This is a genomic window from Hamadaea flava (assembly GCF_024172085.1).
GTDB classification, from domain to species: domain Bacteria; phylum Actinomycetota; class Actinomycetes; order Mycobacteriales; family Micromonosporaceae; genus Hamadaea; species Hamadaea flava.
Genome location: NZ_JAMZDZ010000001.1, coordinates 8,823,148 through 8,836,991, shown reverse-complemented (window position 1 = coordinate 8,836,991; position 13,844 = coordinate 8,823,148). Strand labels below are relative to the sequence as shown.

Below are 13,844 nucleotides of genomic sequence, written 5' to 3'. Positions count from 1 at the left end.
CTTCACCCTAACGTGGTCTGATCAATGTTTCACCGGTCGTCGTACGCGTCCATGGTCTCGTCGAGCGGGTCGTCGGGCGGGCCGGGCGGGCGTACCTCGATCACGGCGGTGACGGTCGTGCCGAGCGGGCTGGAGTCGACGGCGAACCGGTCGGAGAAGACGCGGGCGAGCCACAGCCCGCGGCCGCTCGGAGCCGACGGCGACGGCGGCCGCCAGCCGGCCCGGTGGCTGCGCGGAATGCCCGGTCCCCGGTCGAACGCCTGGCAGACCAGCCGCCCTCGATACAGCGCGACCTGCAGGCGGCCGTCGCCGCCGCAGTGCACGACGATGTTCGCGACGAGTTCGGTCGCGACGAGGGCGAGCACCGACCGGGTGCGCGGCGGTACGCCCCAGCGGGCGCATTCGTCGTCGAGCTGCCGCCGGATCGGCTCCAGGTCCGCTGAGCTGAACGGGCCGACGATCAGCAGGCGACGCTGGTCCACGAGGGGGCGGTCGGGCGAGTCGGGCATGCGGTCCTTCCAGTCGCCGGGGGGTGTCCGGTCGACTGCTACCCTGCCACGCCGCTGCGCTAACCTGCGTTGCCGCTTATGCCCGAAACATGCAGACACGGGGCGTCCGGCATGATAGGCCGCGACACTACGACATGCCGGATGCCGCGGCATCCGGCCGGAGAACCGGGATCATGGGAGCATGCCGCAGCGTATCGAGGATTACGGGCTAATCGGGGACCTGCACACCGGCGCGCTCGTCGGGCGCGACGGTTCGGTCGACTGGCTGTGCCTGCCGCGGTTCGACGCTCCCGCGTGCTTCGCCGCGCTGCTCGGCGGCCCGGACGCCGGGTTCTGGCAGCTGGCGCCCGCCGACGGCGGCCCGGCGACGCGACGGCGCTACCGCGGCGACTCGTTGATCCTGGAGTCGGAGTGGGAGTCCGCCCAGGGCACCGTCCGGGTGGTCGACTTCATGCCGCCCCGGGGTGAGGCCGCCGACATCGTGCGCGTCGTCGAGGGCCTCAGCGGCAACGTCCCGATGCGGCTGGCGCTGCGGCTGCGGTTCGACTACGGCCGCATCGTGCCGTGGGTACGCCACATCGGCGGCCAGCTGGCGGCGGTCGCCGGACCGGACGCGGCCTGGCTGAGCACCCCCGTCGAGGTGTACGGCGAGGACTTCACCAGCTACGCCGAGTTCACGGTGTCGGCCGGTCAGCGGGTGCCGTTCGTGTTGACCTACCGGCCGTCGCACGAGCCGAAGCCCAAGCACGTCGACCCGGATCAGGCGCTGGCCGACACTGAGCAGTTCTGGGCGGACTGGATGACCCGGTTCCGCTACGAGGGCCGCTGGCCGGAGCCGGTGCGCCGGTCGCTGATCCTGCTCAAGGCGCTCACCTACGCGCCGACGGGCGGCATTCTCGCGGCGGCCACGACGTCGCTGCCCGAGCAACCCGGCGGTCCCCGCAACTGGGACTACCGCTACTGCTGGCTGCGGGACGCCACGTTCACCCTGCAGGCGTTGCTCGGCACAGGTTTCGTGGCCGAGGCCAAGGCCTGGCGCGAGTGGCTGCTGCGGGCGGCCGCCGGCGACCCGGCCGATCTGCAGATCATGTACGGCATCGACGGCACGCGGCGACTCACCGAGTACACCTTGGACTGGCTGCCCGGCTACGAACAGTCGTCCCCCGTCCGGGTCGGCAACGCGGCCTCGGGCCAGTTCCAGCTCGACGTGTGGGGCGAGGTCCTCGACGGGCTGCACCAGTCGCGCGCGGTCGGCATGGGCGCGACCGACGAGGCCTGGGATCTGCAGCGGGCCTTGCTGGACTATCTCGAGAGCCACTGGGACGAGCCCGACAACGGGCTCTGGGAGGTCCGGGGCGACCGCCGGCACTTCGTGCACTCGAAGGTGATGGCCTGGACCGGCTTCGACCGCGCGGTGCAGGCCGTGGAGAAATTCGGGCTGCCCGGCGACGCCGACCGCTGGCGGGCCGCGCGCGAGGACGTGCACGCCGAGGTCTGCGAGCGCGGCTTCGACGCCGACCGCAACACGTTCACCCAGTTCTACGGCTCGCGCGGGCTGGACGCCGCGCTGCTGCTCCTGCCCCGCGTCGGCTTCCTGCCCTGGGACGACCCCCGGATCGCGGGCACCGTCGAGGCGCTGCAGCGCGAGCTGAGCCACGACGGCTTCCTGCTGCGCTACGACCCAGGCGCCGACGGCGGCGTGGACGGCCTGCCCGGCTCCGAAGGCGCGTTCATCGCCTGCACGTTCTGGCTCGCCGAGGCGCTGTCCGGGATCGGCCGCGACCGCGAGGCCGTGGACCTGTTCGAACGGCTGCTCACGCTCCGCAACGACCTGGGCATCCTCGCCGAGGAGTACGACCCGGTCGTGGGCCGCCACCTCGGCAACACCCCGCAGGCCTTCAGCCACGTCGGCCTGGTCAATGCCGCGCTGCGTCTCGGTTAATTCCCTTGTTATACGCATAAAGCCGTGACCAGGATGGCGACATGACCACCACAACCCGGCGCGCCGACATGTTCACCGAGGACGGCCGCCCCTCCGACGACGATCCCCGCGAGCACGGCCCCACGATGGCCGACGAACGCACCACCCTCGCCGAGTCCCTGCGCTGCCAACGCCTCACGCTGGAGATGAAGTGCGCGGGCCTGGACGCCGAGCAGATGGCCCGGCGCTCGGTCGAGCCGTCGACGATGTCACTGCTGGGACTCGTGCGCCACCTCGCCGAGATGGAACGCGCGACGTTCCGGGTGCTGCTGGCCCGCCAGGACGTGCCGAAGCTGTACTGCTCGGAGACCGATCGGGACGGGGACTTCGACGGCGCGGTCGCCGACCCGCAGGTCGTCGCCGAGGCGTGGGCGGCGTGGCGGGCGGAGGTCGAGTTCTCCACCCGGTTCCTCGCCGAGGCGCCGAGCCTCGACATCGTCGCCGACGATCCCGATAACAAGCACGGCAGCGGCGGCGGTTCGCTGTCGCTGCGCGAGGTGGTGCTTGGCATGGTCGAGGAGTACGCCCGCCACATGGGCCACGTCGACCTGCTGCGGGAGCGCATCGACGGCCGCATCGGCCAGTGACGCGCAACGGCTAGGCGGCCGCGGGCTGCTCCCCGTCGGCGTCCCCGGGATCGTCGGCCTCGTCGCCCCCGGTATCTTCGGCGTCGTCGGCGGGGACCATCGGGGTCAGGACGACTTTGACGGCGGCCGCGATCGGGATCGCCATGAGCGCGCCGACCAGGCCGAGCACGGCTCCGCCGATGAGCGCCACGACCAGCACGGCCACCGCCGACAGGTCGACGGCGTTACGCATCACCCGGGGCTGGATGACATAGTTCTCGAACTGCTGGTACGCGATGAAGAAGATCAGCACGATGATCGAGCGCGGCCAGATCCCGACGGTCAGCAGCGACACCCCGACGCCGATCACCGCGCCGAGGGTCGCGCCGATCATCGGGATGAGGTCGGTGATGGCGACCGTGACGGCCAGCGGGACGGCGTACGGGACGCCGACGGCTTGCAGGCAGATGAAGGCTGCCACGCCGGCGATCAGCGAGATGACGATGTTGCCGATCATGTAGCCGCCGACCTTGTCCACGACGACGGTGACGATGTGCGCGCCGTGCTTGCGATGCGCGACTGGGAACAGACGCACGATCCCGCGCTGGAGGCGGGGCATGTCGGCCATGAAGTAGATCGACAGCACGAGCACGGTCAACCCGGCGGCCACCGTGCCGAACAGCGCCTGGACGAAGCCGAGCGCGCCGTTGGCCACCTTTCCGGGCAGCTCGCCCGCGAGCGAGGTCAACCGGTCGGTCAAGTTGTATCGATCGGTGACTTCCTTGATCGCCTTTGACTTGTCCGACCAGGTCTGCACGTAGTTGGGCAGATTCTTCAGCAAGGTTCCGCTCTGGTCGACGACCGGCGGCACGATCGACCAGACGAACAGGCCGAACAGCGCGATCAGGACCAGGACCACGATGCTGACCGCCCAGCTGCGGCGCAGCCCCTTGCGTACCATCCAGCGCACGGCCGGGTCGAGGCTGACCGCGACGAACAACGCGATCAGCACCAGCACGAGGATCTTGCGGACGGTGTAGAGCCCCAGCACCACCGCGGCGACGGCGAACGCTCCGGCGGTGGCGGCGACCGCCCACCGGAACACCAGCGACGGCGGCACACGGTCGGCGAGTGATCGCTCGCTGCGCTCAGGCTCTGCCATCGTCCCATTCAAGCACGCACGCCGAGCATGTACGCCATATGTATCCGCCCCTGTACCGCCGCCGCCTAGCGTGCCGCGGGTGGGCTTTCTGATCGCGGGACTTGTTCTGGTCGGGCTGCTCAGCCTGCTCAACCTGCTGCTGATCCTGGCCATGGCACGGCGGCTGCGTACGCCGGGCGTCCTCACCACCGCGCGAGCGGCGACGGGGCCGGTCGACCGGCAGCAACGCCGGCCCGGCGACCGCGTCGCGTCGTTCAGCGGCCGCTTCGACGGCACCGGGCTGGTCGCGTTCCTGTCCCCCAGCTGTCCGCCCTGCCAGGAGCTGCTGCCGGAGGTGCTCGCGTATGCCCGGGCGGCGGGTCCGCGCCGTGTGCTGACCGTGGTGGTCGACGACGACGAGGACCCGGTGAAGGTGGCCGAGGAGGTCGCCGCCTTCGACGGTCTGGCGCATGTCGTCGTCGCGCGTACGGGTGACGAGCTGACGGGCACGTTCGGGGTGGACGCGTACCCGGCGGTGTTCCTGATCGCGGCGGACGGCACGGTCGTGATGTCCGGTCACGATCTGGCCGGGGTGCCGCGCCCGGCCCGGGTCGCGTGAACCTGCGCTCGGCGGCCACCCTGGTGTGGTCGGCCGGACCGGCGCAGCTGGCCGGATTCCTGCTGGTCCTGATCGGTTCGGCCGGGCTGCCGGTCGTGTCGGCCGTCCTGCTGCGCGACACGCTCGACGCGATCGCCGCCGGGCGTACGGCGCTGGGGCCGATCGTCGGGGTGGCGCTGGCCGGGGTCGCCGCCTGGGCCGCCACCCCGGTACGCGCGTACCTGGTGCTGGAGTTGGACCGGCGGGCGGGGATCGTCGCCCGCGACCGGCTCTACGAAGCGGTCGGCGCTCAGCCAGGACTGTCCCGTCTGGAGGATCCCGGGTATCTGAACCGACTGTCGGTCGCGGCCACCTCCGGCGTACGCGCGCCGGTGGATATCGTGGTGGGCACGGCCGACGTCGTCCAGGCCGGGCTGTTGGCGGCCGGCTTCGTCATGACGCTGACAGCGGTGAGCCCGGTGCTGTCGGCGGTGGTGCTGGCCGCCTCGGCTCCGGCGGTCGCCGGGCAGCTCGCGATGAGCCGCCGCCGCATCCGGCTGCTGACCGAGACGGCCGGCGCAGCCCGGCGCGAGATGTTCTTCGAGTCGCTGCTCACCGAAGCGCAGGCGGCGGTGGAACTGCGACTGTTCGGGCTCACCGGGTTCTTCCGCGGCCGGATGCTGGCCGAGCGCCGCCGGGCCGACGGCCACCGCCGCCAGGTGGATCGGCGGGATCTGGTCGTGCAGACGGGATTGGGCGTGCTCGCCGCGCTCATCGGCGGTGCCGGGCTGATCTGGGCCGCCGCGCAGCCGGGGTTGTCGGCCGGTGACGTGGCGTTGACGGTCGCGGCGATCGCCGCCGTACAGAGTGGGCTCGCCGGCTGCGTGTCGGCCGCCGCCCGGCTGCACACCGAGCTGGGGGCGTACCGGCATTGGCGATCGGTCGTCGACGAGCCCCGGCCGCCGTCGGCGGGCAACCACGCCTGCCCGCCGCTGCGTCAGGCGCTGGAGGTCCGGGACCTGTGGTTCCGGTACACACCGGACGGTCCATGGGTGCTGCGTGGGGTGGATCTGCGGATCGAGGCCGGCACGTCGACCGGTGTCGTCGGCGCGAACGGCGCTGGCAAGTCCACCCTGGTCAAGCTCTTGTGCGGAATGTATGAGCCGACGCGGGGCTCGATCACCTGGGACGGAGTCGACCTGCGGGCGTACGACGTGGACACGGTGCGGCGGCGGATGGGCGCGGTGTTCCAGACGTTCATGAGCTACGACCTGACCGCCGCCGAGAACATCGGCATCGGCGACCTGCCGGCGCTCGGCGATCGCGTACGCGTGGAGCAGGCCGCCCGGCTGGCCGACGTCGACCCCGCGATCCGCCGTCTCCCGGACGGCTACGACACCCTGCTCAGCCGCCTCTATGACGACGAAGGCGGGGCCGGCGCCTACCTGTCCGGTGGGCAATGGCAGCGGATCGCGGTCGCCCGGGCGCTCATGCGGTCCACCGCCGACGTCCTCGTCCTCGATGAACCCAGCTCGGGGTTGGACCCCGAGGCCGAAGGCCGCTTGAACGCGCGGATACACGGGCTCCGCGATGGGCGTACCAGTGTGTTGATCTCGCACCGACTGTCGGCCTTGCGCGACGCCGACCAGATCGTGGTCCTGGAGGCCGGTGAGATCGTCGAGCGTGGGCGGCACGCGGAGCTGGACGCCGCGGGCGGCCGGTACGCGACCCTGTTCCGCACGCAGGCCGCGGGATACCTGCCGGCATGAGCCCGCTCATCGCCGTGAGGGTGCGCGGGCCGAGCATGGAACCCGCGCTGGCCTCGGGCCGGACCGTCCTGGTCGTCCGCGGCCTGCGCCTGCGCGTGGGCGACGTGATCGTCGTCGAACGACCCGACGAGCTGGAACCGGCCCGCTGGCTGGCGCCGCCGCTGAGCGGTTCGCTGCGCACGACGCAATGGCTGGTCAAACGGGTCGCGGCACTCCCGGGCGACGTGGTCCCGGAACCGATCCGGCACCTGGTACGCACCACGGTCGTGCCCACCGGCGCCGTCGTCCTGCTGGGCGACAACCGGCCGGTCAGCTACGACTCCCGGCAGGCCGGCTTCTTCCCGCGAGATCGGGTGCTGGGCCGGGTCGTCGGTACGCGGCGTGTATCTCCCGTGGACGCCGATATGTATGGCGCGGTCGTTGGCTGGTCCCCGGACCCGGGTAACCCTCCCGGGCGCACAGATGAGGAGTCCCCACATGCGACTGATCACCAAGCTCGGTGACCGCCTGCTGGCCACGATCCTGCCGACGGCGACCGCCGACGCGGCCTGCGCACCGAACGAGCAGACCTGGTACACCTGCGAGACCGGTCACCGCCTGGTCCGGCACTACTGCTACACCAAGACGCTGTCGGGCGGCACCTGCCAGCGCGTTTGCACGACGAGCCCGGCCGGCATGTGCTGATCGTGAGGTGATGTCCCGGGCCGGTCGCCCCCGTTCCGGCCCGGGTCCCTACGCCGGTACGCGCAACCGCTGCGCTTCGCGTAGCACCTCGGCCCGCAGGGTTTCGTCGTCCAGGCGGCGGCAGACCTCCAGCGCGGCACGCAGTTCGCCGGACGCCTCGCCGATGCGCCCGGCTCTCGACAGCACCTCCATGCGGTCGATCCGGATCTCCCGGGCCAGTTCCGCGGAGTTGAGCCGCTCCGCGACCAGCAGCGCCCGGTCGAGATGGGCCAGTCCTTCGGTGACCTCTCCGGCGGCGGACAGCGCCTTGCCGAGCTGCATCCGCGTGTAGATCTGACCGATCTCGTCCGCTAGGGCCTGGCGGATGCCGTACGCCTCACGCAGCAGCTCGATCGACTCCCCCAGCACTCCGCGTACGCGTTGGTGCATGCCGAGGCTGTGCAGGAGCAGGCTGGTCCAAGGTGGATCGTCGTGCTCACGCGCGAGTTTGAGCCCGGCCCGCAACGACTGCTCGGCGGCGTCGAGGTCGCCCCATTCGGTCTGGAAGATGCCGAAGGTGTTGAGGGTGGTGATGCGTTCGACCGGATCGTCGACCTCTGGCAGCAGCTCGATGGCGGGCCGGACCTCGGCCTGTGACTCCGGATAGCGGCGCAGCCGTTGCAGGTTGATCGCCAGCAGGCGGCGCGCGATCAACTCGGCTCGCGGATCGGCTCCCGCAGCCGCCTGTTCGACGACCCGGCCGGCCACCGCGACCGTGTCGCGGAATGTCCCGGCGAGCCCGTCGTGGCTGGTCAGATGGCGCAGGATCTCGACGCCGACGGACAGCGGCACCGACGGCAGCCCGGGCAGGGCGAACAACAGCTCCCGCATCGACGCGGAGTTCTCGGCGAGCCAGCGCACTCCTTCGGCCCGGGTCTGCGGGTCGGCGGCGGCGGCCCGAGTCAGCGGGCTCGGCGGGAGCATTCGGCCGGCCAGTGGGCGTACGCAGAGCCAGGCGCGCCGGGCGGATTCGGCGTAGCACCAGGCCGCTCGGTAGATCGCCGGTTCGATGTCCTCGGGGGGCAGTTCGTCGGCGACTTCCCGGGCGAACAGGCGCAGCAGATCGTGCAGCCGCAGGCGGCCGTTGTCGCTGGTCACGAGGTGCAGTTCGACCAGCCGCCCGACGCTGGCGTCCCCATGCGCGGCGTCGATGAGGGCGTACGCGACTTCGGCCGAGCAGTCCGACACCGGCAACAGCCCGAGCAGGCAGAACAGCTTCGCCGCGTCCCGATCCACCGGGTCGGCGCTGCCGGCGAGGGCGACGAAGCTGGATCGGAAGGTCGCGCGTACGCCGGTGTCGCGGTAGCCGAGTTCACTCAGCCGCAGGCGGTCGTCGCTGAGCCGCAGGGCGAAGTCCCCCACCGTCAGATCGGTGCGGCTCGCCAGCCGGGCGGCCGCCATGCGCAGCGCCAGCGGCAGTCCGCCGCACAGCAAAGCGATCTGCCGCAGCGGGCCCTCGTCGGCGTCGCCGTGCGCTTTGAGCAGCCGCACCGCCGCGTCGACGTCCAATGTCGACAAAGTTTGTCGGGCGGTCAGGTCGAGGTCGGCCAACCGCCGCCGGGAGGTGACGACGACGGTGCAGCCGGGCCCGTTCGGCAGCAGTGGGCGTACCTGGTCGGCGTCGAGCACGTTGTCCAGCACGATCAACAGCCGCCGGCCGTGCGTGAGGCTGCGCCAGCGGGCCGCCAGTCCTTCGAGGTCCTCGTGGCCAGGTTCGGGTTCACCCAGCGAACGCAGCAGCCGGACCAGGACCTCCGCCTGGTTGGCCGGCCGCAGACCGCTGCGCCCGCCATGGAGGTCGACGTAGATCTCCCCGCCCAGGTCATCGCCGGCGTCCCGGTCGGCCGGCGATCCGGCGCCGAGGCGCTCGCTCATCCGATGGGCGAGTTCGACAGCAAGGGTCGACTTGCCGATGCCGCCGGGACCGTCGATGCCCAGCACCACTGGATACCGGCGGGTGCCGGGATCGGCCACCGCGCCGAGCAGCTGCGCGACCGCGGCGTCCCGGCCGACGAACACCGGCGGCCGGGCGGGCAGCTCGTGCGGGACGACCGAGCGGGACCGGGTGGTCGCGGACGGCCCGGCGACGGCCGGTTCCCGCGCCAGGATCGAGCGTTGCAGGTCGACCAGTTCGGCACCCGGGTCGACGCCGAGCCGCGCCGCCAACTCCGACCGCGCCCGGTGGTACGCCTCCAGCGCGCCCGCGGTGTCGCCGCCCGCTGCGAGCGCCCGCATCAGGAGCGCCCACAAGCCTTCCCGCGTCGGATGGTCGGCCAGCGCCTGCCGGAGCTCCTCGGGCAGCCGCGGATCGGGGCCCTGCCGCAGGCGCAGGTCGGCGTACTCCTCGACGGCGACCGCACGCCGTTCGGTGACGGTCACCAACTGGTGCTGCAACGGGATGTCCGCGGGCAGGTCCTCCCCGCATGCGCCACGCCACATGCCCAGCGCCTTCTCGTAGTGGCGTTCGGCTGCCGACAGGTCGTCGGCCGACCGGGCGAGCCGGGCCGCGCCCACCTCGGCGGTGAACTGCCCGAGGTCGCAGTCGGCGGGGGCCACGTCGAGCAGGTATCCGCCGTCGCGGGCGTGCAGGACCGGGCCGAGTGCCTTACGCAGCCCGTACGCGTACGTGCGGGCGTTGGCGGTGGCCGAGGTGGGCGGGTCGTCCCACAGCAGGTTCAGCAGCCGTCGCATCGGCAGCACCCGGCGAGGTTCCAGGAGCAACGCGACCAGCAGCGTACGCTGCTTCGGGCTGCCCAGATCGAGGTCGCGCCCGTCGCGGCTGACGATCGTCGGGCCGAGAATCTGAAAACGCAGCTGCGACAACGGCGGCTCCCCTCCCCGGCGGCGCGTCCCCATCGACTACGCCAAGTTTGATTCAAGCAAATCCGGCGGGCGGTGGCACGGGTGAGTCGGGCCGCCGCCCGCTTCGCTGCGTTATGGGGTCACCTCACCGCGTGCGTCCCAGCCATGAGCGCCTTGTCCGGGAGACCGTGTCTCCGCCCATTGAGGACGGTCTCGGAAATTCTTTCACTTCTTGCGCATCACGATCTTCACAACCGCCGGGTTTATTGATATCTATATGCGACCGAGTTCACCGAGTTCACCCCCGACCCGGAGGCCCCCTTGACTCGATCGCGTCTGCTCACGCTGACGGCCAGCCTCGCAACCACCCTCTTTGTGCTGGTCGGCCTCGTGGCCACCCCCGCGAACGCCGCGTCCACCGTCCGCTACGTCGCCCTCGGCGACTCCTACTCCTCCGGCGTCGGCGCCGGCAACTACACCTCCGAGAGCGGCTCGTGCCAACGCAGCACGAGCGCGTACTCGGCGCTGTGGGCCGCCGCCAACGCGCCCGCGTCCTATGTCTCCGTCGCCTGTTCCGGCGCGACCACGCTGACCGTCGCCAGCAGCCAGCTGTCCGCGCTGAGCAGCACCACGACGCTGGTCAGCCTGACGGCCGGCGGCAACGACATGGGCTTCGCCGACATCATGAAGACCTGCGCGCTGTACGGGACGACCGAGTGCGTCGCCGCCGTCCAGACCGCGGAGAACAAGGCGAACTCGACGCTCGCCGGGCTGCTCAGCACGCTGTACACCAAGATCCGGGCCAAGGCGCCCAACGCCAAGGTCGTCGTCTTGTCGTACCCGGTGTTCTACCAGCTCAACACGGTCTGCGTCGGGCTGAGCGCCACCTCCCACGCGAAGATCAACGAGGGCATCAACCTCGTCGACAACATCACCAAGACGGCGGCGCAGGCGAAGGGCTTCGTCTTCGCCGACGTCCGGTCGATCTTCGTCGGGCACCAGCTGTGCAGCGGCGACAAGTGGCTGCACGCGCTGAACTTCGCCTCGCTCGGCATCTCCTACCACCCGATGGCCACCGGGCAGTCCGGCGGCTACTACCCGGTGTTCCGGACCGCCGCGAGCTGATCACGAGCCGGACCCGGGGACCTTCTCCCCGCGTCCGGCTCCCTGTTCGCCTGGTCGTACGCGAGTTGCGCACACTCCACTTCGGCGAGGTGAGATTCGGCCCAGCCCTTGATGGCCGCGATGACGGGCAGCAGGCTGCGGCCGAGGTCGGTGAGCGCGTAGTCGACGCGGATCGGCACCGTCGGCGTGACCGTGCGGTCGACGATTCCGTCACGCTCGAGCGCCCGCAACGTCTGCGTGAGCATCTTCTGGCTCGCCCCGGCTAGGAAGCGGGCGAGGTCGCTCTGCCGCCGGGGTCCATCGGCCAGGGCGGTCAGCACCAGGCTGACCCACTTGTCGCTGATCCGGTCGAGCAGCTTGCGGGCCGGGCAGGCGGCCAGATAGGCGTCGTACGCGATTCGCTCCGCCGCACGGCGTTCGGCCGCCGAGAGGGTCGTCACGCGGGCACCTCCAGGTTGCACAGGCACTTCGAAGTGCCTACTTCCCACTGGAGAGTAGCACTCCATACGGTGACCACATGAAGTCAGTGATCATCAGAGGATTCGGTGGACCGGGCGTACTCGAACTCGCCGACCTGCCGATTCCTGAGCCCGGCCCCGGCCAGGTCCGGATCGGCGTCGCGGCGGCCGCCGTCAACCCGGTCGACCTCCAGACCCGCAGCGGCGGCCTGACCGCGAACGGCCTGCTGCCCGCGCGGGACGTCATCGGCCTGGGCTGGGACCTGTCCGGCGTCGTGGACGCCGTCGGCGCCGACGTGACCCGATTCGCGGTAGGCGACCGGGTCGCCGGTTTGTCCGACCGGCTGGCGTTGCCCAGCAAGGCCCAGGCCGAGTACGCGGTGCTGGACGAGGAGGCAGTCGGCCGGCTACCGGACGATGTGGACCTGGTCGCGGCCGCGACCCTGCCGCTCAACTCGCTGACGGCCGCCCAAGCACTGGACCTCGCCGGGCTGCGGCCGGGCCAGACCGTGCTGGTCACCGGAGCGGCCGGCGCGGTCGGCGGGTATGCCGTGCAGCTGGCCTCGGCCACGGGCGCACGCGTGGTAGGCGCGGCCGGCGGCGCCGACGAAGACCTGGTCCGTGCCCTGGGCGCCGATCACTTCGTCGCCCGAGGGCAGGACCTTCCCGCTGCGGTCCGCGCGGTGGTTCGCGGCGGCGTCGACGCGGTGATCGACGCGGCCGGCCTCGGCGTTGTCGCGCTCGACGCCGTTCGCGGTGGCGGCGCGTTCGTCTCGGTCCTCGGCGGCGCACCCGTTCCACTGCGGGGCGTCCGGGTCGCCAACGTCTGGATCCGCGCCGACGGGTCTCGGCTCACCAGTCTCGCCCAAGCCGGATTGCGCCTGCGGGTAGCGGCGACTCTGCCGCTGGACCGGGTGGCCGAGGCGCACGAGCGCCTGGCGGAAGGTGGGCTGCGCGGTCGGCTGGTGCTGTTGCCGCGCTGACGCGTCAGGCCGATCGCACCACGTCCTCGTACGCCAGCCGGGGCAGGCGCTGGCGGGCGGCCTCGGCGGCGGGCCGGCCGATGTTGACGATCAGCAGCGTTCGCCATCGGCCGTCGGCGAAGAACTCCTCGTCGACGGCTGCGGCGTCGAAGCCGGTCATCGGCCCGGCGGCCAGCCCTGCCGCGCGTACGCCGATGAGGAAGTAGCCGGCTTGCAGGGTGGCGTTGAACCGGGCCTGGTTCTCGCGATACTCGGGATCGCCGAACCAGGTGGCGGCCTGCGGCTTGTGCGGGAACAGCTCGGGCAGCCGCTCCGGGAAACCCGTGTCGGCGGCGAGCACCGCCGTCAACGGCGCCACCGCCGTCTTGTCCCGATTGCCGCCGCTCAAATGTGGCAGCAGCCGCGCGCGTGCGCCCGGCGTACGCAGCAACAGCACGCGCAGGGGCTGGGAGTTCAGCGCTGTCGGACCGAGCCGGACCAGGTCGTGGATCGCCCGGATCTGCGCTTCGGTGACCGGCTCTCCCGTGAACGCGTTCGCCGTCCGGGCAGTCCTGAACAGCAGATCCTGGCCCTCCCGGTTCAACACCAGCGAAACCGGTGCGTCAGTCGAGGCCACGGTCGCTGTAGTCACGCGCTCTCCTCCTGGTCGAGTCGCCGGTAGCCGCCGTCGTGATAGAGCAGCGGCTCGCCGTCGCCGTGGTGGGCCAGCACCGGGCGGCCCAGGACGATCGCATGGTCGCCGGCCGGAACGCGGGCGGCCACTTCGCACACCAGCGTCGCCAGGACGCCGCGCAGCAACGGCATCCCGTACGCGCCAGGCGTCCAGATCGTGTCGTCGGCGAACCGGTCGATGCCCTTGGTGGCGAACGTCCGGGCCACCTGCTGCTGCCCGGCGGCGAGCAGGTGGATGGCCACATGACGAGCACGTTCCACCGCGGGCCAGCTCGTCGAGTCGCGGTCCAGGCAGAACGACACCAGCTGCGGCCGCAGCGACACCGAGGTGAACGACGTGGCGGTGAACCCGGCCGGGGGCAGCCCCGCTCCCCCGGGCGCGGTCACGACGGTGACCGTGGTGGCGTGTCGCCGCAGCAGGCCGAGCAGCCGATGCGGGTCGATGCCGAGCTCGGGTGGTTCGGGGGTCTGCGGCACTGTTCGAACCGGCGAGATCGTGGTCGTCATGTCTTCCTCC

Annotated in this window: 14 protein-coding genes; 8 read left to right on the top strand and 6 right to left on the bottom strand. The window is 71.5% G+C overall.

Going from position 1 to position 13,844, the window contains the following annotated elements:
• Positions 1-29: 29 nt before the first annotated feature.
• Positions 30-509: an ATP-binding protein gene (locus HDA40_RS41065; RefSeq protein WP_253763496.1), complete on the bottom strand. Its 480-nt coding sequence runs from the start codon at positions 507-509 to the stop codon at positions 30-32.
• A 181-nt stretch (positions 510-690) separates the two neighbouring features.
• On the opposite strand from HDA40_RS41065, the gene HDA40_RS41060 reads away from it, so the two are divergent.
• Entirely contained in the window at positions 691-2,451 is a 1,761-nt protein-coding gene (locus HDA40_RS41060) for a glycoside hydrolase family 15 protein (protein WP_253763495.1), read from the top strand.
• A gap of 41 nt (positions 2,452-2,492) precedes the next feature.
• On the top strand, positions 2,493-3,077 hold the full coding sequence (locus tag HDA40_RS41055) for a DinB family protein (RefSeq protein WP_253763494.1): 585 nt from the start codon (positions 2,493-2,495) through the stop codon (positions 3,075-3,077).
• Positions 3,078-3,087: 10 nt separating this feature from the next.
• On the opposite strand, the gene HDA40_RS41050 is transcribed toward HDA40_RS41055, so the two are convergent.
• A complete protein-coding gene (locus tag HDA40_RS41050) occupies positions 3,088-4,218 on the bottom strand; it encodes an AI-2E family transporter (RefSeq protein WP_253763493.1) in 1,131 nt (376 codons plus the stop codon).
• A gap of 79 nt (positions 4,219-4,297) precedes the next feature.
• On the opposite strand from HDA40_RS41050, the gene HDA40_RS41045 reads away from it, so the two are divergent.
• The 4 genes from HDA40_RS41045 to HDA40_RS41030 are packed head-to-tail and all read left to right on the top strand — an operon-like array spanning position 4,298 to position 7,248.
• Positions 4,298-4,816, top strand: a complete 519-nt coding sequence (locus HDA40_RS41045) for a TlpA family protein disulfide reductase (RefSeq protein WP_253763492.1) — start codon at positions 4,298-4,300, stop codon at positions 4,814-4,816.
• Complete coding sequence (locus tag HDA40_RS41040; RefSeq protein ID WP_253763491.1) at positions 4,813-6,564, top strand: ABC transporter ATP-binding protein; 1,752 nt, start codon at positions 4,813-4,815, stop codon at positions 6,562-6,564. The genes HDA40_RS41045 and HDA40_RS41040 overlap by 4 nt, the downstream gene beginning before the upstream one ends.
• Positions 6,561-7,067 carry a S26 family signal peptidase gene (locus HDA40_RS41035; RefSeq protein WP_253763490.1) on the top strand — a complete coding sequence of 169 codons (507 nt, stop codon included), beginning with the start codon at positions 6,561-6,563 and terminating at the stop codon, positions 7,065-7,067. The genes HDA40_RS41040 and HDA40_RS41035 overlap by 4 nt, the downstream gene beginning before the upstream one ends.
• Positions 7,042-7,248, top strand: coding sequence for a hypothetical protein (locus HDA40_RS41030; protein ID WP_253763489.1), 207 nt, complete (start codon positions 7,042-7,044; stop codon positions 7,246-7,248). Before HDA40_RS41035 ends, HDA40_RS41030 begins: the two co-directional genes overlap by 26 nt.
• Before the next feature lie 48 nt (positions 7,249-7,296).
• On the opposite strand, the gene HDA40_RS41025 is transcribed toward HDA40_RS41030, so the two are convergent.
• Positions 7,297-10,110, bottom strand: coding sequence for an AfsR/SARP family transcriptional regulator (locus HDA40_RS41025; RefSeq protein ID WP_253763488.1), 2,814 nt, complete (start codon positions 10,108-10,110; stop codon positions 7,297-7,299).
• A gap of 300 nt (positions 10,111-10,410) precedes the next feature.
• On the opposite strand from HDA40_RS41025, the gene HDA40_RS41020 reads away from it, so the two are divergent.
• On the top strand, positions 10,411-11,214 hold the full coding sequence (locus tag HDA40_RS41020; RefSeq protein WP_253763487.1) for an SGNH/GDSL hydrolase family protein: 804 nt from the start codon (positions 10,411-10,413) through the stop codon (positions 11,212-11,214).
• Here HDA40_RS41020 and HDA40_RS41015 read toward each other — a convergent pair.
• Complete coding sequence (locus HDA40_RS41015) at positions 11,184-11,654, bottom strand: winged helix-turn-helix transcriptional regulator (RefSeq protein ID WP_253763486.1); 471 nt, start codon at positions 11,652-11,654, stop codon at positions 11,184-11,186. The two genes, HDA40_RS41020 and HDA40_RS41015, sit on opposite strands and share 31 nt — an antisense overlap.
• Before the next feature lie 77 nt (positions 11,655-11,731).
• Between HDA40_RS41015 and HDA40_RS41010 the strand changes: the two genes are divergently transcribed.
• Positions 11,732-12,655: an NADP-dependent oxidoreductase gene (locus HDA40_RS41010; RefSeq protein ID WP_253763485.1), complete on the top strand. Its 924-nt coding sequence runs from the start codon at positions 11,732-11,734 to the stop codon at positions 12,653-12,655.
• Positions 12,656-12,659: 4 nt separating this feature from the next.
• Here the strand turns inward: HDA40_RS41010 and HDA40_RS41005 are convergent, their stop codons facing one another.
• Positions 12,660-13,286: a malonic semialdehyde reductase gene (locus HDA40_RS41005; protein WP_253763484.1), complete on the bottom strand. Its 627-nt coding sequence runs from the start codon at positions 13,284-13,286 to the stop codon at positions 12,660-12,662.
• A complete protein-coding gene (locus HDA40_RS41000) occupies positions 13,283-13,834 on the bottom strand; it encodes a flavin reductase family protein (protein WP_253763483.1) in 552 nt (183 codons plus the stop codon). Before HDA40_RS41000 ends, HDA40_RS41005 begins: the two co-directional genes overlap by 4 nt.
• Positions 13,835-13,844 lie beyond the last annotated feature (10 nt).